Raw genomic sequence first — 24,707 nt, forward strand, 5'->3', positions numbered from 1 at the left:
GGGAGTTTTACTGTATTTATGAATATTGAGATGATAACAGATCAATTGGTATTTGATTGGAATGATTTATTGAAGGCTATTTTTTCTTTGGCGGCGGGCTTCGTACTGGGCTTCGAGCGGGAATGGAAAGATAAATCGGCTGGATTTAAAACCATTTCTATTATATGTTTGGGCAGTACGTTATTTTCAATTTTATCGCTGAAGCTGGGTGCTGGCGATTCCGAAGATGCTACCCGGATTGCCTCTTATGTGGTTTCCGGAATTGGGTTCTTGGGTGCCGGTGTCATCTTTAAAGACGGCGTCAATGTGAATGGACTTACCACCGCCAGTATTATCTGGATGTCGGCGGCCGTGGGGATGGCCATCGGCTTCGGGATGTTCGTTATTGCGTTGATCTTCTTGGTTGCCTGTTTTGCAGTTATTATTTCCGGACCTATCCTCAACCGCTATGCCTTCCGTAACCTGGTGAAGATAGTCACCGTGAAGTTCGATACCCATCAGCTGGCCGATCGGGATCAGTTTATTCATGATTTAAGGCCCTATGTGAAGCAGTTAAAAGTAAAATCACAAACCCTCAATAAAGAGGGATTGGTTTTAGCAATGGAAGTCTTGATCGATAAGGCAAAGATTAAAGATTTCGAACAATGCCTTATGGCACATCCTTCCATTTCCGAAGTTACTTTATAGGGGCTTAGGCTTTGGCCCAAGCCAGTACCTTTTCGCAGTTTGCAGCAATATCAGTCAGGTTGTATTGTCCATCCTGTTGCTTAAACAATTTGGAACCCATACCCACCGAGCTAACCCCAGCGGCAAACCAGCTCTTGATATTATCTTCAGCGACATCAACACCACCTGTTGGCATAAACTTCATGCTCGGGAACAGGGGCTTAATGCCTTTCAAGAAGCCTGTTCCTAAGGTTTCCCCCGGGAAAAGCTTCACAAAGTTGCAGCCCGCAAACATTGCATTGGCAATCTCTGTTGGCGTCATGCAGCCTGGAATCCAAAGGCAATGGTTGGCTTCGGCCACTTTAGCTATGGAAGCTATAAAGATCGGGCTTACCAAGAACTCGGCACCCAGCGCCAGGAAGCGTTCGGCGGCGTCGGTATCCATAATCGTTCCGATACCCAAGGTGAGGTCGGGCATTTCCTGCTGTTTATATTCGTACAGCGCTTTAAAGTTAGGCTCGGCCTGAGGGCCGCGGTTTACGAATTCAAAGACCCGGATTCCACCGTTGTAACAAGCCTTCAGCACTTGTTTACAGGTTTCTAAATCGTCGTGATAAAATACCGGGATAACCGGGTAAGCTTCAATTTTCTGTATAATTTCTTCTTTTTGCATGCTATTCAAATTTTCCATTTCCAAAATCTCCTTCCACAAATAATTTCTGGTATCCGGCACCGGTTGCGATATCAATAATGCGCTTCGGGTCCTTAGTTTGGCGCAGGGCATGAATGAAGCCCGCCATAAAGGCATCGCCACTACCGATGCGATCGATGATGTCGTAGGTTTCAAAAACTCGGGAAACCGTGTGCTCCTGCCGGTTATGGTAAGTACCGAAGAATAGATTATGCTTCGGGTTATCCATAAAGCGGAAGGTATTGGCCACGTGCTCCAATTGTGGATACTTGCTGAACAAAGCCGCTGCCGATACATTTGCTGCGGCAATCATTTCCTGAATATCACTGTTTCTATCCAGCTGATCAGGCAGGGCAATGCCCACCATGGTATGCGCAGCCCAAATATTACCCATAATCACGTGGCAATAGTCTAATAAGGGCGGCATTATCTCCAAGGGTTCTTTGCCATACTGCCACAGGCGATTGCGGTAATTTAAATCGACCGAAATATAAATATTCCGGGCTTTCGCCTCTTCCAATAATCGCTTGGTTAAGTCGGCCATTTCTTGGTTTAATGCCGGCGTTAAGGCCGTCCAATGCAGCCAATCCACATCCGCAAACAGGCAATCAAAATCGATATCCTCCGCTTTCAGCTGGCTGAAGCTGGAATACTTCCGATCGTAGATGACCTCGCCTTTACTGAGCCCGTTTGCCGAAAGCAGCAGGTAAGCGCCAAGGCGATCGCCGATATGCAGGCATTTTTGGCAATCGACGCCTTTTTCTTCCAGTAAGGCTAAAATTTCTGTACTCAATTTATTTTCCGGGAAAGCCGATGCATACTGCACAGGGGTTCCCATGAGGGCTAGTGAAGTGGCGACATTGGCTTCCGATCCACCAGGATAGATGCGCAATAAGTTTTGCTGACTGCCAAAAAAGCTGTCGCCGACGCTCTGCTGCCGAATTAATATTTCTCCGAATGATAATACGTGTGGCATAGGTTTTTAATTACTGCAATATACTTGTTTTTGCTCGTTTCCGATCGAATATCTCCGAAAACGTTAGCGTAATTATACTCAGGCTAAGGTTGTTTTATTCGGTTTTAATTGCTTATTATTGAAAGTACAATCAAACCGAAACTATGAGTATTCTAGATAAATTTTCCTTGAAAGATAAAGTTATTGTGATTACGGGAGGAACCGGCATCCTGGGTAAGTCATTCGTGCATGCCTTGGCTGAGGCGGGGGCAAAAGTTTGTATCATAGGCCGCAGTCAAGACAAGATTGACGAACGCGTGGCACAGGTAGAGGCGTTGGGCGCTGAAGCCTTGGGCGTGGTTTGCGACGTGATGAACGAAGGATCGGTGCAGGAAGCAAAGGAACGTATTCTGCAACATTGGGGAACGATTGACGGCCTTGTGAATGCCGTTGGCGGGAATATCCCTGGTGCCACCATTGGTGACGATCAGAATATTTTCGACAATAAAATACAAGACACTATCAAAGCGATTGAACTGAACCTATACGGCACCATTATTCCCACCCTGATATTAGGGCAGGTGATTGCCGAAAAAGGAGCAGGGGCCATCATCAATATCTCCTCGCTGGCTGCAAGCCGCCCTTTAACCCGGGTGTTAGGCTATACGGTAGCCAAACATGGTATTGATGGGTTTACGAAATGGATGGCCTCCGAGTTGGCCTTGCGCTATGGCGATAAGGTACGCGTGAATGCCATTGCGCCGGGCGTGTTCTTAACCGAACAAAACCGCGCTCTGTTAACCAACCCTGATGGCAGCTATACCAGCCGTGCGCAAAAGTTTATCAACGGAACGCCCTATCAACGTTTAGGCGATCCTTCGGAATTGGAAGGAACCTTGGTTTACCTGTTAAGTGATGCCTCTGCATTTGTAACAGGCGAGACCATATTCGTAGACGGTGGTTTCAATACTTGGTGTGGGGTTTAAATAAAGCTTACTATGCAATTTTTAGAACAAACATGGAGATGGTATGGCCCGAACGATTCGGTGTCCTTACAAGACGTTAAACAGGCCGGAGCGACCAGCATTGTGACGGCTTTGCATCATATTCCCCATGGCGAAGTATGGCCATTGGAAGATATACAGGAACGGAAACGTATTATTGAAGAAGCCGGATTGGTGTGGTCGGTGGTGGAAAGTGTACCCGTACATGAAGCCATTAAGACCCGAGCTGCCGATGCCGATGCTTATTTAGAACGCTACAAACAATCTTTGGCCAACCTGGCCGCCTGCGGCATCAAAACCGTATGCTATAATTTTATGCCGGTATTAGACTGGACCCGTACCCAGCTTGATTTAGTGATGAAAGACGGCTCGAAAGCCTTGTATTTCGACTGGATTGACCTGGCGATATTCGATATCTATATCCTAGAGCGTGAAAATGCCCATCAAGATTACGATATGAGCATCCGGGAAGTTGCCAAAGAAAAATTCGAACGCCTCAGTTCCGCCGAGCGTCAAGAACTGGAAAAAGTAGTCTTGATGGGTATTCCCGGCGAGAGCGATATCACCCTGGACTCTTTAAAAGCCAGTATTGCCGTGTATGCGGAGATTGGATTTGAAGGCCTACGGCAGAACCTACTTTATTTTCTGGACGCAATTTCAGCGGTATGTGAGGAAAACGGTATTAAGATGACCATCCACCCAGATGATCCACCTTACCCTATTTTAGGGCTGCCGCGCATCGTGAGCAATGCCGAAGACCTAAACTTCATCATCCATGAGCAGCCAGGCGAATTTAACGGCATTTGTTTCTGCACCGGTTCCTTGGGTGCCGGCCCGAAAAATGACCTTCCGGCCATTTTCGAACAGGTAAAACACCGGGTTAATTTCGTGCACCTGCGGAATGTGAAGCGCGATGAAATCGGTTCTTTCTATGAAGCCGATCATTTAGACGGCGATGTGGATATGTATAAGGTGATGCTTGGCTTGGTTGCGGAAAACCAAAACCGAAAACAAGCTATCCCCTTCCGACCCGATCATGGCCATCAAATGCTGGACGACCTGAACAAGGTTACCAATCCAGGCTACTTCGCTATTGGTCGCCTTCGTGGGCTGGCCGAGCTGCGCGGCTTGGAACTCGGTATCATTCGTGCGAAAAAAGCCGAATAATTCAACCCTAGAAACGCAATTCATATCAATATAGGGCCTCGATGCGAATCGATGCCCTTTTCTTTTGTATCTGCAGCAAACCTACCTCAACAGGGGTCTAATTCACCCCTATTTATGATCCTTTTTTTAGCCCTTTCAAATCCCATTGCAAAGGGGATTGATACGGGTGAGAAAGGGGAGTGAAAAGGGAGTGAAAAGGGAAAAGTTAGTGAGTAGTCAGTATTTAGTAGGTAGTATTTAGACCAATGGGAAAAGAAATTATTAGGAAGCTAAGCCAATAGCTAGGCAAAAAAAAGAACCGGCTTGTGGGCCGGTTCTGTCTTTTTAAAATACATTTGGTTTAGCGTAAATCCACCAGTTCATAGCCCGGATAGTTTGCTTTCTGGTATTGGAAAGTAGCGGCCGGAATGGGGTTATTTACGTATAAGGTGTTAATCGTATAAGTATAACGAGCACCAGACTTATCAAAAATAGTGACATCGTGAATGTGCTTATTCTTATTGACGCGCAATTTAATCTTGAAATAATTGCGTTTCGTGTCTTCCGGAGAAAGCTCGATCACGGTTAATTTGCCAAGCCCTTTTACGGTTTCATCGTCTGAACTTACATACTTAAATCCGCTTTTATAAAAGGTGAAGATGTTGTTGGGGCCGATGGAAGCGTTGCTGTTGTCTACCTCCGACACCTCGGTTGTTTTATCTTCTTTGGCGGCAAACCATTGGGTTTTCCCATCGGAAATCAAGTCTTGATTGGGCAGTTCAATTTTATATTGCTGCTTGGCCTTGTTCATATACATTTTACCTTTATTGCTGTAGTTCTCGCCTTCGGCTTGAACGGCTTTAAACGTAAAATCTGTTTGGATGGTTTGGTAACCATCGTATTTTATAGATACTTCGTCCAGTACGGATTTTGCGTATTGATCTTGTGCTTGGGCGTTTCCTATAAAAAGGAAAGCGATACTTGCCAGTAAAATTCTAATCATCTTTAATTTTCTTTTCTTAACGTCTCCAAATACTGTTCCAACGAATATTCATCCGGGTAAAGCACCTCGCGTGCCTTGCTGCCCTCAAATGGACCTACGATACCTGCAGCTTCCAATTGATCGATGATTCGTCCAGCGCGGTTATAACCTAATTTTAACTTACGCTGTATTAAAGATGTTGAGCCTTGTTGATGCATCACAATCAGGCGGGCAGCCTCCTCGAATAGCTGGTCGCGATCGGAAAGATCGAAATCGGCCATCGCGTCGCCATCGCCGTTCGGATCCACATATTCCGGCAAGTAATGTGCAGAAGGGTAGCCGCGTTGGGAACCGATGTAATCGGATACCAAATCAACTTCCGGCGTGTCTACAAATGCACATTGGATACGGATTAAGTCAGATCCGGTGGCTAAGAGCATATCCCCGCGTCCAATCAGCTGATCGGCACCGCCGCTATCTAAAATCGTGCGTGAATCGACTTTAGATAATACCCGGAAGGCCAAACGTGCCGGGAAGTTCGCCTTAATCGTACCGGTAATAATATTCACCGATGGTCTTTGCGTTGCAATAACCAGGTGTATACCTACCGCACGGGCCAACTGTGCCAAACGCGCAATCGGGGTTTCTACCTCTTTTCCTGCCGTCATCATCAAATCGGCAAACTCATCAATAATAAGAACTATAAACGGTAAGAATCGATGACCCTCCTCAGGGTTTAATCGTCTATTGACAAATTTTACATTATATTCCTTTAAATTCCTTACTTGAGCGTTCTTCAATAGATCATAACGCTGATCCATTTCAATACACAAGGAATTTAACGTGTTGATTACCTTCTTGGTATCGGTAATAATAGCGTCATCCTCATTCGGCAGCTTAGCCAAGAAGTGACGTTCTATTTTTTTGAACAGGGAAAGCTCCACTTTCTTCGGATCCACCAGTACGAATTTCAGTTCGGCCGGGTGTTTCTTGAAGAGTAGGGAGGTTAAAATGGCGTTAATCCCCACCGATTTACCTTGCCCTGTGGCACCTGCCACCAATAAGTGAGGCATTTTCGCCAAGTCGGCAATATAAACCTCATTGGAAATGGTTTTACCTAAGGCAATAGGCAGGTCCATTTCTGTTTTCTGGAATTTCTCGGTAGCCAAAATAGAACGCATAGACACCATTTCTGGTGTACTGCTCGGCACCTCGATACCGATGGTACCCTTTCCAGGCATTGGGGCAATAATACGAATACCTAAGGCCGCTAAACTTAGGGCGATATCGTCTTCCAGGTTTTTGATCTTGGAGATACGAACCCCAGGTTTGGGGATGATTTCATACAAGGTAACCGTAGGGCCGATGGTGGCCTTAATATGCTCAATTTCGATGCTGTAGTTCCGTAACGTTTCTACAATGCGGTTTTTATTGGCCTCCAGCTCTTGTTGGTTGATGGTTATTTTGCCGGTTCCATAGTCTTTTAGCAAGTCTAGGGTAGGGTATTTATAGCCGGAAAGGTCGAGTTTAGGGTCATATTCACCAAACTTCTCCACCAAATCGTTGGCTGTAATGGGTTTCTCCTCAATTACCTTCTCTACCGTTAAGGCAGGGCCCACGGATTCCAATTCATCTTCCATTTCCTCAGGTTCTTCAATGCTTAAGGCAATTTCTTCCTCCCGCACCGTGTTCACTACAGGCGCAGCTTTTACATTATTCACCTGCAGCGGTATACTGATGGTGTTTTCTTCCTCTTCAGGCTCCGTTACAGGATCCGGTTCTGCCTCCGTTGCTGTGTGGCTGTAGGAATGGGTAGTAACTTCGTTGTTTTTACGTTTGTTAATGCTGTTTTGTTGGGTTGCCAACAATTCATCGCTAAAATCTTCCCCTTCTTCTGCATCCTCGTCGAAATCGTCTTTTCCGGCACCTTGGAACGAGAACTTCAGGTCGAAGTTATACACCAACACCAAAGCCGTTAATAACAAGAAGAGCAAGAGTCCGCCGGTACCCACAATTCCGACCTGCGCTTTGAGGATCTGGTTTGTCCAGAAGCCAAATTTACCTTCCAGAATATGCGGGGTATCGTATATAAAGTCTTGAATAAATCCGAAAGTAACCGATAGAAATAAGATAGAAACCACGCAATAAAGCAGGGTTTTCCATACCGGCAGCAATGATTTTTTGTACAGGAATTTGTAGCCTACCACAAATAGCACCACAATAAACAGGAAAGAAGCTACGCCAAACCATTCGTAAATAAATTGGTTGGCCAGCAAGGCGCCAAACTTACCCAGTTTATTTTCGACCAATGGAATCTCGGTATTCTCGTCGTGCAGCTCATCGGCTGTACTCATCAAGGTGCTCCAACCCCCATTGGTTTGGGCAATATAGCTTTGATCGGCCTTCCAGGTAAAGAGGTAAGATATAAAGGCTACCGCAAATAATCCAGCCAATAACAACAGAAATAACCCCAATATTTTGAGGCCTTTACGTTGTCCTTCAGAGAAATTGATTTGGTCGAAAGATTTTCGGGTGCTTCGTTTTTGATAGGATAAAGTAGTATTCTTTGTCTTCTTTGTCCCGGTCGATCCACTACTGTTTTTAAATGTATTTAGTTTAGCCATGCAAATGACGTGCTTTTTCTTCTTACAAACTTATAAAAAATTGGTAGAATTGTTTGTCTTGATTGATTTGATTTGTGTTAACTTGTAGCAATAAGCTGTCCAAACTCGTTATACGATGAAAATAATATTTCATTTTAATCTTATGCTAATAATAAAGCGATTGAGGCTTGTTTTGTCCCTGATGTTTGGTGTTTTGTTGCTGTTAAGCTGTCAAAAGGATGAATTGTCGAAAGAAATGGATTTCGTGGGCCAAAGCTTTTCGGGGCTTGCGGCCTTTAATGCGGTTGAGCAATCGGCTTCTTTGCAGTTTATTGTAGACGATAAGGTGATGAATGCCGGCGATGAGGCTTTCGAGCTTGGCGGTTACATTCGTCATAAAGGCGTATTCGACGGACGCAGAAACATTCAACTTCATAATAAAGCCTTGAATAAGGAAGTGTTCCGTGGAGCACATGAATTTGTGAAAAATAAGGTCTATTCCTTGTTTTTCTATGGGAAGGAGCAGGTGCAGGTGAGGGTGGTGGAAGATGATATGATTGCGCCAGCATCGGGAAAGGCGAAGATTCGTTTTGCGAATTTTTCAAACGGCGGAAAGCTTCAGCTTAAAACCATTAAGGGAACGAGCAGTATGCCGGCCAACTTCAATTTAAGCGCACAGCAGGTGACTGACTTTGCGGAATACGATGTGGCTACGGTAGAGTTTCAGTTTAATACCGACCTATCCAAGCTTCTGTTGAACTTTGTGCCGGAGAATAAAGGGGTGTATACCTTGTTTGTTGTTCCGGTAGAGCAGAAAAGGGAGGAAGAGTATTTGGGTGCCGAATATAAAGTTATGGTAATTAAGCATTCTTAATTACGCTTGTGCAAAGAAAAGCCCCGGGACATTAGTGTTCCGGGGCTTCTTTTTATGCGGATTGGCGGTTAGCCAATATAGATCAAATAGTAGTTCTTCTTACCGCGTTGGGCAATCAGGTATTTGTTATTGATCAAGTTTGCGGAGGTTATAACCTGCTCGCTGTCGGCTAATTTCTCGCGGTTAAGCGATACACCACCACCTTGAAGCATTTTGCGTGCTTCGCCTTTGGAAGGGAATACTTGCGTTTCTACCGCCAATAGGTCAAGAATGTTGATGCCAGCATCTAACTTTTCTTTTGCCAAGGCATATTGCGGAACACCATCGAATACTTCCAATACGGCCTCATGATCCAAGTCGGCCAAGAATTCCAAACTACCGTTTCCGAAGAGGAACTCCGAAGTTTTAACTGCTGTTTCGTAATCTTTTTCCGAGTGCGTGCGGATGGTAATGTCTTTGGCTAAAGCTTTTTGTACCGTACGCAAGTGTGGTGCAGCATCGTGCTCAGCAATAATCGCATCAATCTCTTCCTTGCTTAGCAGGGTGAAGATCTTGATCCAGTTCTTTGCATCGTCATCGGATGTGTTCAACCAGAATTGATAATACTTATATGGCGAAGTTTTCTTCGCATCTAACCATACGGCTCCAGATTCTGTTTTACCAAATTTCTGGCCATCTGCTTTCTTGATTAATTGCGTCGTTAAGGCGAAGGCAGTACCTTGGTCTTGACGACGGATCATTTCACTACCTGTTACAATGTTGCCCCATTGATCGGAGCCACCCATCTGGATTTTGCAGTTGTGGTGCTTCCACAGATAATAAAAATCATAACCTTGAATTAATTGATAGGTAAATTCGGTAAACGATAGACCATTGTCACCCTCCAAACGTTTCTTTACAGAATCTTTGGACATCATGTAATTCACGGTAATCAGCTTGCCCACATCACGAATGAAATCTAAGAACTTAAAATCCTTAAACCAATCGTAGTTGTTCACCATCTTGGCATCTGTTGCGCCTTCGCCGAAGTTTAAGAACTTGGCCAATTGCTTTTTCAAGCAATCCACGTTGTGGTTTAAGGTCGCCTCATCCAAGAGGTTTCGCTCTGCTGATTTAAATGAAGGGTCACCAATCATGCCCGTTGCTCCACCCACCAGTGCCACCGGCTTGTGGCCTGCGTGTTGAAAGTGAATTAAGGTCATGATTTGAGTTAAATGGCCTACGTGTAATGAATCGCCTGTCGGATCGAATCCAATATAGCCGGAAACTTGTTCTTTATTTAACAATTCCTCTGTGCCTGGCATGATGTCTTGAAGCATGCCTCTCCAACGTAATTCTTCTACAAAGCTCATAGTTTAACCCTTAAGATTTTTTAATTAAGTTGCAAAGATACGAGATATAACTGTATCTTACAGATATTTTGTAGATAATAGCTCCTTAGGATGAACTTTCTTTCGCATTTCTATTTCGAACGTTATGCCACCCAGTCGGAACGTGTATTAGGTTCGCTCCTGCCCGATTTGTTGAAGAATGTTGATAAGTCTTATGTCTTCCATCCCCAACGTCAAGAAGAGGAACTGTTTGCCCATCCGCTCGGTATGGCCATCTCTGAAGGCTGGTATCGGCATGTTGAGGTAGACAAGCTTTTTCACTCCTCCGAATTCTTTTTAAACCATTGCCATGTGTTACGTAAGCAGATTGAACCTGTATTGGAAGGTTTGCCCATACGTGCCTCTTTTATGGCGCATATTGCGGTGGAATTATTGCTGGATCATTTGCTGATTGAGCATGAGTTGGTGAATGTGTCTCGGCTGTATGAGCACCTAGAGCAGGTGAACCGCACCGTGCTGCGGAATTACCTGGAAACGCTTGGTGTGGCAGATACGCCAGGTTTTTTTCAATTCTATGATCAGTTCTTGGCGCATCGCTATATCTTCGAGTATAAAGATATCAATCAAATCGCACGTCCTTTGTTCAACATCTCCAAAAGGGTTTGGGATTTCCAAACCACGGCCGCACATCGGGAAGGCCTAACCGCCGTACTTACCCGGTATAAACTAACAGAAATGCACAATTTTAAGGATATCTATGTGTATATTCAGGATAATTTGACATATTTATCCTAGCATTTGCACATGCTACCAATTATGAATAAAAAGCCCAATTAAACAGATAGGCTCCGATAATTTTGTATTTTTGTCGGAATTTAAATTAACTTATCTGAAAATTAATAAAAAACAATTCAATCTATATGAGTAGACTTTTCCGCAAGAAAAGCGTCGATCAAATCCTTTCGGATGCCGAACACGGTGGTTCGGGTCTGGCCAAAATTCTAGGAGTTAGGGATTTAATATCCTTAGGGATCGCCGCTATTGTAGGAGCTGGTATTTTCAGTACCATCGGTTTGGCCAGTTATAATGGCGGGCCAGCTGTATCGCTCCTGTTTGTCTTCGTGGCCTTTGCCTGCGTTTTCACAGCCTTATCTTACGCACAATTTGCCAGTACGGTTCCCGTTTCGGGCAGTGCCTATACCTATGCTTATGTCGCCTTCGGTGAGTTGTTCGCCTGGATTATCGGCTGGGCTCTGGTGCTTGAATATGCCGTTTCCAATATGGTGGTGGCTATTTCCTGGTCGCAATACTTTGTTTCCATGCTGGAAGGTTTTGGGGTATCTCTCCCCAAATGGATGACCATGGCCCCGGGCTATGCCCTGGAGGCGCATGCGAAATTCCTGGAAGTAGGTGCTGATAAGTTAGAAAATATCGATAAAATAGGCCTGCAAGCCTATGAATCGGCTCCGCGAATTTTCGATATCCCTATTATTTTTGATATGCCAGCCGGATTGATTACCGTTTTGGTTACCTGGTTGGTGTATATCGGGATTAAGGAATCGCAACGCGCCAGCAATATTATGGTGATGATTAAGATCGGGATTATCCTCGCGGTAATCTTCGGGGGACTGTTCTTCGTGAAACCTGAAAACTGGGTGCCTTTTGCTCCAAACGGTTTCGGTGGGGTAATGAGTGGTGTGGCAGCGGTGTTCTTTGCCTTTATTGGTTTTGACTCCATCTCGACTACGGCCGAGGAATGTAAGAATCCGCAACGCGACTTGCCACGCGCCATGATCTATTGTTTGTTAATTTGTGCCGTACTATATGTAGCCATTACCCTGGTGTTGACGGGTATGGTGAACTATACAGAGCTGAACGTTAAAGATCCATTGGCCTATGTGTTCTCTTATGTGGGCTTTGATCATATGGCCGGCATTATTTCGGTGACTTCCGTTATTGCGATTACCAGTGCCTTATTGGTCTTCCAATTGGCGCAACCAAGAATCTGGATGACCATGAGCCGTGACGGCTTGCTTTGGAAGAAGTTTGCCACCATCCACCCTAAATATAAGACGCCTTCTTTCGCAACCATCGTAACGGGCTTTGTGGTGGCTGTGCCTGCTTTGTTCTTTAAAATGGACTTCTTTGTAGATTTAACCTCCGTAGGTACCTTCTTTGCCTTCATCTTGGTATGTTGTGGCGTGTTGTATATGGACTATTCGGGTATTTCGAAAAAGTCGAAATTCCGTGTGCCTTATATCAATGGAAAGTATATCGTGGGGCTGAGCATGTTCGTGGGCTTGTACCTGACCTATAAATACAGCGATGAAACCCTGCTGCATTGGTTGGAAATGGGGTCAGCAAAGATTTTAATCCATAAATCCTTGGTGATTGTATTCTGGTTGGTGTGGATTATTATGAGCGTAATGAGCTATAAATTCAACTTCTCTCTGTTGCCGGTAATCGGGGTATTGATTAACCTGTACCTGATGTCGGAATTGGGAACCAGCAACTGGATTATCTTTATTATCTGGTTGTTGATTGGCCTAATCATCTATTTCGCCTATGGCTATAGGCATTCCAAATTAAACAAAGCAAACCAAGCATAATAAGAAAGGCCTCGAACATGTTCGAGGCCTTCTTTATGATAGGGGAGCCCGATTTTACAATCGGGTCAGTTTCACTTCTTCGGTATTCGGGATGGTTAATGGAACACGCTCTAAGGTGACAAAGCTGCTGTCTAATCCAAAACCTTTTTCTTCGGAAAGACTGAACTTCTTCAATACTTTATAGATCTCGAGAATAATCTTCTCGTTCCATTTCAGGAAGTGTGTTTTGGAGATGACTTTCTCCAGCACAACGAAGTTGAAGTCGCCCGGAATATGGTATTTCTTCAAGGTATTGTAATTGCTGGTGATATCGATTTCGCCGTTTTTCACCATTTCTTCCACCACCTTACGGAAGAGTAAGCTTATTTTTTGTTCCTCGCGGAAGCCTAAGTGGAAGTCGATACGGATCAGTTTGCCCGGAATAAGCTGGGTTACTTTATACTCGCGGGTATGTGGGTTGTCCATCACATCCACGTGGGCAAGCCAGTATACATCGGCACGCTTTGGCTTCTTATTGATAATGGAATAGGTGATTTTGGCTTCTACCTCCTGGATGTTGTTGGCACTGGTGAGGTATACCAAATGAGAGGCAAACTGCGGTACAGATTTGTCTTCACTCAGCTCGGCCAGGATAGGGAAGTAGTCCTTAATGTTGACAAACTTAACAAAGCGGTTTTTGATTTTACGCGCACCAAACCAGCTGTACATCACAATGTAAAGTACGATAGCCAGTAAGAGGGTTAACCAACCGCCGTGGGCAATCTTGCTGATATTACCTACCAGGAAGGCCACCTCAATAACCATGTAAACACCGGCAAACAAGGCGATGAAAGCAATATTGATCTTCTTGCGCAGCATAAAGGTTGTCATCAGGATGGTGGTCATGATGAAGGTCATGTTGATGGATAATCCGTAGGCGGCTTCCATGTTGCTGGATTCGCGGAAGATCAGGATGATCAGCATACAGCCTAAGTATAGTATCAGGTTGACGGATGGTACGTAGATTTGTCCTTTATGATCGCTGGGGTAACGGATGGTTACCTTCGGCCAGATGTTTAATCGAACGGCTTCTGCAATCAGGGTAAAGGATCCGGAGATCATGGCCTGGCTGGCAATTACGGCTGCAATGGTCGCAATCGTTACCCCCCATACCACAAACCAATCGGGCATAATGGCATAGAATGGGTTGATCTCACCTAATACCAAACCTTTGTTTTCCAATAGCCAAGCGCCTTGTCCGAAATAGTTAAGAATAAGCATCAGTTTCACGAAAATCCAGCTGATCCGGATATTGTTCTTTCCACAGTGTCCCATATCCGAGTATAAGGCTTCTGCGCCCGTCGTACACAGGAAGATCGCACCCAAAATAAACCAAGCGTTCGGATAGTTCGCTAGTAACTGATAAGCATAGTAGGGATTCAGCGCCTTCCAGATCTCTGGAGAGTGCCCTACATAGGAAAGCCCTAAGACGCCAATGGTAGAGAACCAGATAAACATCAAGGGGCCGAATACCCGCCCAACGATGTTGGTACCGAAACGTTGAATGAGGAATAAGGATGAGATGATTAATACGACGATGGGAATGGTTGGGAGTCCTGGGTTTTTGATCGCTAACCCTTCGACAGCAGAGGAGATGGTGATGGCCGGAGTAATCATCCCGTCGGCGAGTAAGGTACTAGCTCCGATGATGGCCGGAATGATCAGCCATTTTGCTCGCTTTCGGACCAGCGAGAATAAGGATAATATCCCGCCTTCGCCTTTGTTGTCTGCATTTAAAACAATTAATACGTATTTAATGGTTGTTTGTAACGTGAGGGTCCAGAATATACAGGATAGCCCCCCGTATATCATGAGTTCTTGAACCTCTCCTTTATTAAATATAGCTTTAAAAACATAGAGTGGGGAGGTCCCGATGTCGCCGAAAATAATGCCTAAACTAATTAATAATCCGCCAAAACTGACCCGGTGAAGGGCATGCTTATGATCTGTGGACATAGCTTTTATTTATGTGATGCTTGAATATAAAAAACGTTCGAAATTACAACTTTTTATGCGACAACGTAATTTCCTGTTAAAAATTGTTAAAGGCCGTTGGTTTCCTACAAAAAAATAGCAAAAAACTGTACTTTTGTTCTAGGAATTTTGGAATTAATGATTACATTTGGTTAAACCATAACCGTTCAAAACAATCTAAAAATCAGAATGAAATTAGAATTAGGCAATATTACCCGTTATTTTATCTATACAGCAATGCTGGTATGGATGTTTGTGGGTACTGTACATGCTGCTTCTAACCCACAATCTTCTGATACCACAAAAATTACCAACAGCAAACAAAGCTTAATTTCTGCCAAAAACAGAAGCCAAGTGCGTGCCAGTGCTTTAGCGGAAGAATCCGATAAACTGATCAATAATGTTAAGGTGTATTACAATCCTATTGCTGAGCAGATTTCGGTGAACTTCAAACTGAACAAAAGCAGCCATATCTCTATTAAAGTGATGGACGCCTTAGGAAACGAACTATTGGCCTTGCATAGTGGTGATCTGGAAGCGGGTTCTCAAAACCTAAGCTTCGATGTAAGCTCTAAACTTAAAGAAGGCTTTTACTTCGTACGTGTCATGGGCGGTTCTGAAACTGTCGTGAAGCGTATATCTGTTCGATAAGCTTAAACAATCCCTTTCTTCTTATTACATCAATTAGTTATCCGGAATAAAGCGGGACTATTTTGCTATGATGGCTGCTGTCTTCTTTAGGCAAACATTACTACGTTGGCCTTTGCCTTCATCGGGAATGAGCTAGTACATTGCTAAAACAGAATCCTCTATATGGCTAGGGCGTTTTCCTTTCTTGAAGACTATTAGCTATGATTACTATATACACGCAATAATACACCTGCTTGCAGCAATTGAAGAATTGGAATACTATTAATCGCATAAAAAAAGGATAGCCTCGTTGAAGCTATCCCTTTTATTATAAAATTGAAAAGTGTTCTATCTGTTATCGATTTCTACATACGGGCGTAAAGTTTCGCCGATGTATACTTGTCTAGGGCGTCCGATAGGCTCTTTGTTGTCGCGCATTTCTTTCCACTGTGCAATCCATCCTGGAAGACGGCCTAAAGCGAATAATACGGTAAACATATCCGAGTTGAATCCTAGAGCACGGTAGATGATACCGGAGTAGAAGTCAACGTTAGGATATAACTTACGATCGATGAAGTATTGGTCGTTCAGCGCTGCTTCTTCCAATTTCTTCGCGATATCCAATACCGGATCGTTTACTCCTAATTTCTCTAATACGTCATCACAAGCTTTCTTAATGATTTTCGCACGAGGGTCGAAGTTCTTGTATACGCGGTGTCCGAAGCCCATTAAGCGGAACGGATCGTTTTTATCTTTTGCTTTCGCTAAGTATTTCTCTGCATCGCCACCATCGTTTTTAATGGCTTCCAACATTTCGATTACGGCTTGGTTAGCACCACCGTGTAATGGGCCCCATAGGGCGTTGATACCGGCAGAGATAGACGCGTAAAGGTTGGCATTGGATGAACCCACGATACGTACAGTAGATGTTGAACAGTTCTGCTCGTGATCAGCGTGTAAGATCAATAGGGTGTGCATCGCTTGGATAACCAATGGATCGAAGGTTTTCTCTTGATTCACTTCACCGAAGATCATGTTAAGGAAGTTATCGATATAGCCTAAGTTGTTTTTAGGATAGACAACCGGATGTCCTAATGATTTCTTTTGGATCCAAGAAACGATTGTTGGCATTTTCGCCAATAGGTTGATGATGCTTTTGTTTTCTTCTTCTTCTGTTTGGTTCGGGTTTAAAGACTCCGGGTAAAAAGAAGAAAGTACGCCTACCAAACAAGATAGTTGACCCATAGGGTGAGACTTGGAAGGGAATCCTGTGAAGAAGTTTTTCATGTCTTCGTGGATCATCATTTGCGCACGGATATCCGAGCGGAATTTTTCCAATACATCTTTGGCTGGTAGTTCGCCGTAAATTAATAGGTAAGCTACTTCTAAGAAAGTTGATTTTTCTGCTAACTCTTCAATGGCATAGCCTCTGTAATGCAATACACCTTTTTCACCATCTAGGAAGGTGATTGCGCTCTTGGTAGAGCCTGTATTTTTAAATCCGGGGTCTAAGGTAATATAGCCAGATTGATCTCTTAATTTTGAAATATCAATTGCCTTCTCATTTTCGGTTCCCGTGATTACTGGGAACTCATAAGAAGAGCCATTTAAGTTAATAGATGCTGTTTCAGACATAGTCAAATTTCTTGTATTTATTGTAGAATTACATAAAGTCGTATTATACAAATGTATGAATTTGATTTATAAATTCTAAGGCTTTCCGATAACAAAAATGACACAATCTCGTCATTTTAGGAAGGATTTATTGACTTATCCAAGCAAAAGTTCATTATAATTTAACAATTTTCCTTTCTCGAAATCCAGCCTCATTCTTGGTACTTTTTATTCCGAAAAGCTTACCGCTATGTCAAAAAAAAATGTTAAAATATTTGGTCATCTACGAAAAACTCGTAAATTAGTGAAAAATCAGTAGACCTATGGAAAAACTAACCATACAAGAAGAGGAAGCGATGCTATCTATCTGGCAATTAGAGGGTGGCTTTGTGCGCGAAATATTAGACAATTTGAAAACCGGCAGTATGCCGTATACCACCTTAGCTTCCACCATCCGAAATCTAGAACGGAAAGGCTATGTAAAAGCTGTGAAATATGCCAATGCAAAACGCTATGAACCGACTATCAGTTCCGAAGAATATAAGGCTAAATTTATGAACTCTTTTGTGGGCGATTACTTCAAGAATTCATACAAAGAAATGGTCTCCTTTTTTGTGAAAGAAGAGAAGCTAAGCCCGGAAGAGCTTGCGGAAATTATGGAGATGATCCGTCACCCAAAACCTTAAGATTATGGACAGCATCATCACCTACCTGTTGCAAGTCAACCTCTTATTGACCCTGATTTTTCTAGGCTATCGATTCCTGTTAAAGAACCTTACCTTTTACCATTTAAACCGGGTATACCTGCTGTTCGGCTCGCTATATGCCTTTGTTTATCCCTTTTTAGACCTCAAGTCCTGGTTCGGATCCAAGGTAGAGGTGCCGGTGGGCGAGGTACTATCTTACCTACCAATTGACTTGTTGCCGAATGCACAAGCTAGCGACAGCTGGCTGTTAAGCGAGGTTTTAGTGGTCTTCTTGGCCTTGGGCGGCGTTTTCCTATTCTTTAAGTTTCTCATTCAATTACTGAGTCTATTGCGTATCCACCGGCATTCCGAGGCTTCCAGCTGGCGGGAATACCTGTTTCGCAATGTTGTTTTTCCTATTGCACCATTTTCCTTCTTCAATAAGATCTATATCCATCGGGAGCAGCATCAGGAGGGGGAGTTATACGATATTTTCAAACACGAGCATATCCATGTTGAGGGCCATCATACCTGGGATGTCTTATGGTTTGAAATGGTATTGATAAGCTGTTGGTTTAATCCTTTCGTGTGGTTTATGCGCAAAGCCGTACGTCAAAATCTAGAGTTCTTGACCGATCAACAAGTGCTGGATAAAGGGGTGGATCGTCAGTCTTATCAATACTCCTTGCTACATGTCACCAAGCAAGGTGCTCAGGTTGGCATTAGCAATCAATTCAATTTTAAAACCTTAAAAAAGCGCATTATGATGATGAATAAAAAGCGCTCCTCCAAGTTGGAGTTGAGTAAGTATGCCTTTCTATTGCCTGTCTTCTTGCTGGCTGGTGCCAGTTTTACCGTGAACAAAGCGGAGGCGAAGATTGAGAAAGTGGTAGAAACGGTGAAATCTACCGATTTACATAGCCTCTCACGATCCCTAAGTGTCAATTTTCAGCAGCAAGATACCAGTAAAGCTAGCTTGAAGGCGAATGAAGAGGTCGTTGTCAAAGGACGAGTGATCGGTGTTGACTTTGCAGGCAAGGAAGTTGCAGGCAGCCGTCAAGGCACCGATAGTGTAAAAAACCGCCTAGTAGGAGAGGGCCGTAAAGAGTTGGTCGTTCGCGGCAAGCCGTCCTTATTCAGAGCCCTCCAACTGTCAGACAGCAGCAAACGTCCGATCGTTATTCTTGATGGGCAACGCATGCCTGCCGATTTTGATGCCTCCCTTATTGATACTGAACGGATAGATAAGGTGGTCGTGGTAAACGGAGAGCATGCTAAACCCTATGGTTTAGATGGGAAAGAAGCTGCCCTTGTCATTACCTCCAAGCAGAAAAGAGAGCCGAATGTTCAGATGAAGATCAGAGGGCTTAGTACAGAACCCGACAAGATATTCCTTAAGGTTGATGATGTTGTTATGCCTTATGCTAATGCAAGTGAACTCAATCCCAATCAAATTCACAGCATGCAGGTATTGAAAAACCCGGAGAAACTTAAGGAATTAGGAGCGGAGGGTAAAGAGGCTGCCATCCTGATTGAAACCAAGGAATATGCCAAGAAGATGGGGCGTCCAGACAAGCCTATAGCGGTTACATTGGGGAAGGGGAATTTGAATACTATTGGCCGTGGCATGCCAGATAATGTTTTGTATATCCTGAATGGAAAGGAAGTGCAAAAAGCCGAATTTGAAGCCCTTAAGAAAACAGATATTAACTCCATCGATGTATTGAAAGGTGAACAGGCCGTTAGTGCATTTGGTGCCAGAGCATCGGAGGGGGTTATTAGAATAACCACTAAAACAGACGAGGATAGAAAGTTCGGTAATATCAACCGAGAACTTCATAGTATATCGGTTCGTGGTCGCAAAGGCAAGGGCTGGGACGACTATCCAAAAGGCACTTATTTTATTGTCGATGGTAAACCGAGTAGCCTGAAAAAGGTAAAGGAGTTAAACCGGGACGATATCAAGCAGATTGATAAATTGGGCGGAAACCGTGCCGTAACCTATTATGGTGATAAAGCCAAAGATGGGGCGGTTGTTATCAGCACCAAGGGTCAGAAGAAATAACCAATTCACTAAACCTATTTCGTTGTTTAGTAAATGCAAAAAGCACCTGTTCAGGTGCTTTTTTTATCTTGTTTTCTGTTTATTTACTGTTGAGGTTGGTCATGGTCAGCTCAATGCCAATATGCACAAAGCTATGTACCATCTTAACGGCATGCTCAATCAATGCCGGCAGTTCGCGTTGTTCCTCCTTATCGAAGGGGCCCAACACATAATCTACCTGTCTTCCTTTCGGATAGTTATCGCCAATACCGAAGCGTAAGCGAGGGTACTGTTGGCCGCCGATGCTGGCTTCAATGGAGCGTAGGCCGTTGTGCCCGGCAGCCGAGCCTTTCGGTTTAATGCGTAAGGAGCCAAATGGAATCGCCAGGTCATCCACAATCACCATGATGTTTTGCACCGGCACTTTAAGTTCCTGCATCCAATAGTTCACGGCTTTTCCGCTCAGGTTCATAAAGGTGGTCGGTTTAATCACGAACACATTATGCCCCCTTTGTTTGAATTCGGTGTAGTAGGCATGTTTCAGGGTAGACCAAGTGCTGCCCGCCTGATTGGCCAGCTCATCTGCCACCATAAATCCGATATTATGCCGGGTATCGGCATATTCCTTGCCGATGTTTCCTAAACCAACAATTAAAAAATTCATGCTGCAAAAATAGTAAAACGGCTGTAGTATTTATCCGAAAGCCGCAGGTATTTCTACCATGCTATTGTCAAAAGGGCGTCTGAAATGTTAAATCATGAAAAAAAGTGACGGAAGGCATTTTATTTCCCTTATATTAACGACAAATTTGTCATAAATATAAAAAGAAGAAATTTTAAAATAAAGCAAGGTTATGGAAAATTTAGTTCAAGAGAAAATCGGAGATATTGTTGCCAAAAACTTTCATGCAGCTGCCGTTTTCAGTAAATATGGTATGGACTTTTGCTGTGGCGGGCAGAAATCAGTGCAGGAAGTTGCCACGAAAAAGGGGGTAGATCTTTCTAAATTGGAGCAGGAGCTATGTGATGTGTTGGAAAAACCACAAACCGGTCAAATCGATTATACCGCTTGGCCAGCCGATCTGTTAGCAGCCTATATCGAGAAGACACACCACCGTTATGTACGCGAGAAAACACCGACCATTCTAGCTTACTTAAATAAATTATGTCAGGTGCATGGCGGTCGCCATCCCGAATTGTTAGAAATCAATCAGCTGTTTCAGGAGAGTGCTAAAGATTTAGGTCAGCATTTGGTAAAGGAAGAGCGAATCCTGTTTCCTTTTATCATGCAATTGGTGAACTCGAAGATCGATCGTACGCAAGCGGAGAAACCAGCTTTTGGCACTGTAGAGAACCCTATTCATATGATGGAGGATGAACATGATGCCGAAGGCGAACGTTTTGCCCGTATTGCCGAGCTTACCGATAACTATACCGTGCCAGCCGATGGCTGCAGCACCTATAGGGTAACCTACGAGATGTTGAAGGAGTTTGAAGACGACCTACACAAACACATCCATTTAGAGAATAATATTCTATTCCCTAAATCCATTGCCTTAGAGCGCGAGAGCAATATGGCTTAAACCCCAGCTTGCCACGCCAACATGTATATGCAACGTTTATAGTTAATAGTGAATACCCAATCCTAATTTGAAAAGAAAAGGCCTCGAGAAATCGAGGCCTTTTGTATGCTTGCGCATCTGTAATAAGGGGTACCTTATTTTTTACCGCCTTTAGCTGCTTTCGCTGCTTCTTGCTCTGCTTGACGTAAAGCACGAGACATGATAACAGATACGATTGTATCGTCAGCATTGTTTAATACTACGGCATTTTCCAATTTCACTTGTCCTACGCGGAAAGATTTACCTACTTCTAGGCCTTCCATAGGAACTTCTACTTCTTGAGGTAAGTTGTTAGGTAATGCTTTGATACGTAGATTACGTAATTTCTGCACTAATTTACCCCCCATTTTAACACCTGGAGAAGTACCTGTTAAAGTTACAGGGATGTTGATAGAAACTTCTTTGTCGTCGAATAATTCTAAAAAGTCAACGTGCGTAACTAAGTCAGTTAATGGGTGGAACTGCGCATCTTGAACGATCGCTTTTGTTTTCTTGCCGTTGATATCCAACTCTACAAATACCACCTCTGGAGTGTATAGAATAGATTTCAAATCAGCTGCGGATACCGAAAGATGTGTTTGTTCTTTACCTCCGTAAAGAACTGCAGGGATTTGACCCTCGTAACGCAATTCTCTCGATTCTCTTTTCCCTACGTTCTGTCTTGCAGAACCGCTAATAGCAATTGATTTCATGTTATGAATTTAATTAAATTTGAGGTGCAAAGATAATGATTTACAGTAGTAAAGCAAAATTATTTAGATATGAGATGTGAGATATGAGATATGAGAGCTGGGGGGATAGAATGGAGGGAGGATTTAGAACGTATTGTTACCCTATTGTCGTCTTATTGTCACCGCATTGTCATCCTGAGCGGAGTCGAAGGACGAACCATTGGTACGTCAATGCAAACCATCATGCGTAAACACTTCACTATAAAGATGTTAAAAAGAACAAATCATTGGTAGCGAAGTCGAAGGACGAACGACTGGTACGTCAATGCAATCAATTAATACCTTTTATATGTGCTAACAGCGTCATACATGAACGTTTGTTGATATAAAACCAAAAAGCTGATGGAAATTTCCATCAGCTTTTTGCCTTATTTTGAAAGATTGAAATGCCCGTCCTCCTCTCATATCTCACATCTCATATCTCAAATCTATTTTTATTCCACATTGAACAGATCAGAAATTGATCCATGCTCATTTACATTTTTGATGGCATTTGCGAAAAGCTTATCTGTTGATAATACTTTGATTTTAGTGCAAGTTGCTGCTTTTTCAGGGTTTAGCTGAATCGTATCTGTAACGATCATTTCAGAAAGCACTGAGTTTTCGATGGTTTCGTATGCTTTACCAGATAGTACAGCGTGCGTACATACAGCGCGAACAGATTTAGCACCGTTCTCCATAATTAAGGCTGCTGCTTTTGATAGCGTACCTGCTGTATCACAGATATCATCGATTAATACCACATCCATACCTGTAACATCCCCAATGATGGACATCGATTCAATTTCATTAGCACGTTTACGGCGTTTATCACAAATAATCACTTCCGCGTTAAAGAATTTCGCGAAGGTACGGGCACGGTAAGAACCACCCATATCTGGAGAAGCAATGACTAAGTTTTCTAAATTCAAGGATTTAATATACGGCACGAAAATAATAGCACCATCTAAGTGATCCACCGGAATATCAAAGAAACCTTGAATCTGTGCCGCGTGTAAGTCCATCGTCATGATGCGGTGTGCACCAGCTGCGGTAATCAAGTTGGCAATTAGCTTGGCGCCAATCGCTACCCGAGGTTTATCTTTACGGTCTTGACGAGCAAAGCCGAAATAAGGAACGACAGCGGTAATGTAATGTGCTGAAGCGCGTTTTGCCGCGTCAATCATCAACAACAGTTCCAACAGGTTGTCTGTCGGTTGGTTGGTCGATTGAATGACGAAAACATCACTTCCGCGTACGGATTCATTGTAGAATGGTTGGATTTCACCATCAGAAAATTTCGATAAAGTTTTGTCGCCAAGTGGCTTTCCATAAGCTTTCGAAATCTTTTCTGCTAATTCCTGGGTTCCTGAACCAGCAAATAATTTTACCGTGTTAAATTGCAAAGGCATGGTGCGTTATTTTATTGGGGTTTTATATAAAGAATGTTTGTTTTTTATCCTGTTCCTTATTCCCATGGGGTTTCTTTTTAACCCTATGTTGCCGCAAAGTTAGGTAAATGTTTTAGAATTTAAAACAATATATAAACGGCTGTTTTACAAGGCTGTTTTTTGCAGGAAAAAGGAGGGGATTTAGCTTTTAAACTGCGGCAAGTATTGTTTTCCGTTCTGTTAACGTTTTGCCGCCGTATTGTCACCGCATTGTCATGGTGAGCGGAGTCGAACCACGAACCACGAAACATTGGTACGTCAGTGCAATCAATTAACAAAATCTTCTTGCCTATCAATTGCTTACATAAGCATATCATGGGTAGCTGAAATAAAAATAATATAAAATATTGATTACCTACGTTTTTATCAACCATCAATAGCGGCAGGTATGTTTGATTGCACTGACGTACCAGTCCTTCGACTCCGCTCAGGATGACAGCATGATGACAGCACGATGACAGCACGATGGCAGCACGATGGCAGCACGATGACAGCACGATGGTAGCACGATGGCATCACGATGGCAGCACGATGGCAGCACAATGGCAACACGATGACAGCACGGACAGCTCGCAACGCTAAGGCAAGTATAAGACACTCCCTTTTCTCTTCCCTTTCTCTCCCCTTTCAAACCCCTTTCACGCCCCTTTGAAAAGAGCTCAGTAAGGCATGTAAATAGTGTTTGAAAAAAGCCAACAAATTGCCAGTTCCAAAGGATGGACATCTTAGTTTATAGATTCAGAGTTCACGACATCAGGTAAGACGGGGCTTAATTCATTATAGAATCCGAAAGCACCAATGATCCTAGTGTCGATGAAATGAGCTTGTTGTTGTTTAGCGATTTTTAACTATATATAAAGCGTTGGTTTTGGATCATGTACAAAAGTTGTGGAGAGGACAAAAAATAATCGGATATTCGTGTTTGAAATTTTACCAGATGCACGATTCCTTTAAAGCCCTCATGCCCCTTATTATTCCACAGGGAGTTTCTGATTATTTTGAGATGACCCATTATACGCAAGAAGCGGGTCGGTTGGATATTTTCTTGGAAGAGATGAATGTCATTCCTGAAGAAT

At 43.4% G+C, this 24,707-nt stretch carries 20 protein-coding genes; 10 read left to right on the plus strand and 10 right to left on the minus strand.

All coding sequences use genetic code 11. The features are described 5' to 3' along the window. Positions 1-30 precede the first annotated feature (30 nt). Positions 31-687 carry an MgtC/SapB family protein gene (locus GQF63_RS15270; RefSeq protein WP_160370128.1) on the plus strand — a complete coding sequence of 219 codons (657 nt, stop codon included), beginning with the start codon at positions 31-33 and terminating at the stop codon, positions 685-687. A 4-nt stretch (positions 688-691) separates the two neighbouring features. On the opposite strand, the gene GQF63_RS15275 is transcribed toward GQF63_RS15270, so the two are convergent. Together GQF63_RS15275 and GQF63_RS15280 are read right to left on the minus strand one after the other, a co-directional pair. After that, positions 692-1,339 (minus strand): beta/alpha barrel domain-containing protein, encoded by a 648-nt coding sequence (locus GQF63_RS15275; RefSeq protein ID WP_160370103.1) that lies wholly within the window; start codon positions 1,337-1,339, stop codon positions 692-694. 1 nt (position 1,340) lies between these two features. Beyond that, on the minus strand, positions 1,341-2,333 hold the full coding sequence (locus GQF63_RS15280; RefSeq protein ID WP_160370104.1) for a sugar kinase: 993 nt from the start codon (positions 2,331-2,333) through the stop codon (positions 1,341-1,343). Between the two features lie 143 nt (positions 2,334-2,476). Between GQF63_RS15280 and GQF63_RS15285 the strand changes: the two genes are divergently transcribed. Next, on the plus strand, positions 2,477-3,298 hold the full coding sequence (locus GQF63_RS15285; RefSeq protein WP_160370105.1) for an SDR family oxidoreductase: 822 nt from the start codon (positions 2,477-2,479) through the stop codon (positions 3,296-3,298). A gap of 12 nt (positions 3,299-3,310) precedes the next feature. Further along, a complete protein-coding gene (gene uxuA / locus GQF63_RS15290) occupies positions 3,311-4,483 on the plus strand; it encodes a mannonate dehydratase (protein ID WP_160370106.1) in 1,173 nt (390 codons plus the stop codon). 340 nt (positions 4,484-4,823) lie between these two features. Here uxuA and lolA1 read toward each other — a convergent pair whose 3' ends face one another. Together lolA1 and GQF63_RS15300 are read right to left on the minus strand one after the other, a co-directional pair. After that, positions 4,824-5,465: an outer membrane lipoprotein periplasmic chaperone LolA1 gene (lolA1, locus tag GQF63_RS15295; RefSeq protein ID WP_160370107.1), complete on the minus strand. Its 642-nt coding sequence runs from the start codon at positions 5,463-5,465 to the stop codon at positions 4,824-4,826. A gap of 2 nt (positions 5,466-5,467) precedes the next feature. Further along, entirely contained in the window at positions 5,468-8,068 is a 2,601-nt protein-coding gene (locus GQF63_RS15300) for an FtsK/SpoIIIE family DNA translocase (protein ID WP_160370108.1), read from the minus strand. Between the two features lie 142 nt (positions 8,069-8,210). Here GQF63_RS15300 and GQF63_RS15305 point away from each other — a divergent pair, with 142 nt between their 5' ends. Further along, on the plus strand, positions 8,211-8,921 hold the full coding sequence (locus GQF63_RS15305) for a DUF4397 domain-containing protein (RefSeq protein ID WP_160370109.1): 711 nt from the start codon (positions 8,211-8,213) through the stop codon (positions 8,919-8,921). Positions 8,922-8,989: 68 nt separating this feature from the next. Here the strand turns inward: GQF63_RS15305 and tyrS are convergent, their stop codons facing one another. Then, on the minus strand, positions 8,990-10,273 hold the full coding sequence (gene tyrS, locus GQF63_RS15310) for a tyrosine--tRNA ligase (protein WP_160370110.1): 1,284 nt from the start codon (positions 10,271-10,273) through the stop codon (positions 8,990-8,992). A gap of 90 nt (positions 10,274-10,363) precedes the next feature. Between tyrS and GQF63_RS15315 the strand changes: the two genes are divergently transcribed. Beyond that, positions 10,364-11,047 (plus strand): ACP phosphodiesterase, encoded by a 684-nt coding sequence (locus GQF63_RS15315; RefSeq protein ID WP_160370111.1) that lies wholly within the window; start codon positions 10,364-10,366, stop codon positions 11,045-11,047. 125 nt (positions 11,048-11,172) lie between these two features. Further along, the gene (locus GQF63_RS15320; protein WP_160370112.1) at positions 11,173-12,861 is read left to right on the plus strand and encodes an amino acid permease; all 1,689 of its coding nucleotides are present in this window, start codon (positions 11,173-11,175) and stop codon (positions 12,859-12,861) included. Positions 12,862-12,915: 54 nt separating this feature from the next. Here the strand turns inward: GQF63_RS15320 and GQF63_RS15325 are convergent, their stop codons facing one another. Beyond that, entirely contained in the window at positions 12,916-14,856 is a 1,941-nt protein-coding gene (locus tag GQF63_RS15325; protein WP_160370113.1) for a KUP/HAK/KT family potassium transporter, read from the minus strand. 207 nt (positions 14,857-15,063) lie between these two features. On the opposite strand from GQF63_RS15325, the gene GQF63_RS15330 reads away from it, so the two are divergent. Beyond that, positions 15,064-15,525, plus strand: coding sequence for a T9SS type A sorting domain-containing protein (locus GQF63_RS15330; RefSeq protein WP_160370114.1), 462 nt, complete (start codon positions 15,064-15,066; stop codon positions 15,523-15,525). Between the two features lie 327 nt (positions 15,526-15,852). On the opposite strand, the gene GQF63_RS15335 is transcribed toward GQF63_RS15330, so the two are convergent. Next, positions 15,853-17,139, minus strand: a complete 1,287-nt coding sequence (locus GQF63_RS15335; RefSeq protein WP_160370115.1) for a citrate synthase — start codon at positions 17,137-17,139, stop codon at positions 15,853-15,855. Positions 17,140-17,441: 302 nt separating this feature from the next. Here GQF63_RS15335 and GQF63_RS15340 point away from each other — a divergent pair, with 302 nt between their 5' ends. Beyond that, the gene (locus tag GQF63_RS15340) at positions 17,442-17,804 is read left to right on the plus strand and encodes a BlaI/MecI/CopY family transcriptional regulator (RefSeq protein WP_160370116.1); all 363 of its coding nucleotides are present in this window, start codon (positions 17,442-17,444) and stop codon (positions 17,802-17,804) included. 4 nt (positions 17,805-17,808) lie between these two features. Beyond that, positions 17,809-19,869, plus strand: a complete 2,061-nt coding sequence (locus tag GQF63_RS15345; protein WP_160370117.1) for a M56 family metallopeptidase — start codon at positions 17,809-17,811, stop codon at positions 19,867-19,869. 79 nt (positions 19,870-19,948) lie between these two features. Here the strand turns inward: GQF63_RS15345 and pth are convergent, their stop codons facing one another. Then, a complete protein-coding gene (gene pth, locus GQF63_RS15350) occupies positions 19,949-20,512 on the minus strand; it encodes an aminoacyl-tRNA hydrolase (protein ID WP_160370118.1) in 564 nt (187 codons plus the stop codon). A 190-nt stretch (positions 20,513-20,702) separates the two neighbouring features. Between pth and ric the strand changes: the two genes are divergently transcribed. Then, positions 20,703-21,431, plus strand: a complete 729-nt coding sequence (gene ric, locus GQF63_RS15355) for an iron-sulfur cluster repair di-iron protein (protein WP_160370119.1) — start codon at positions 20,703-20,705, stop codon at positions 21,429-21,431. Between the two features lie 134 nt (positions 21,432-21,565). Here the strand turns inward: ric and GQF63_RS15360 are convergent, their stop codons facing one another. Continuing rightward, positions 21,566-22,162 (minus strand): 50S ribosomal protein L25/general stress protein Ctc, encoded by a 597-nt coding sequence (locus GQF63_RS15360; RefSeq protein WP_160370120.1) that lies wholly within the window; start codon positions 22,160-22,162, stop codon positions 21,566-21,568. Between the two features lie 473 nt (positions 22,163-22,635). Next, positions 22,636-23,592, minus strand: a complete 957-nt coding sequence (locus tag GQF63_RS15365) for a ribose-phosphate pyrophosphokinase (RefSeq protein WP_160370121.1) — start codon at positions 23,590-23,592, stop codon at positions 22,636-22,638. Between the last annotated feature and the right edge of the window lie 1,115 nt (positions 23,593-24,707).

The organism is Sphingobacterium humi, from assembly GCF_009768885.1.
GTDB lineage: Bacteria > Bacteroidota > Bacteroidia > Sphingobacteriales > Sphingobacteriaceae > Sphingobacterium > Sphingobacterium humi.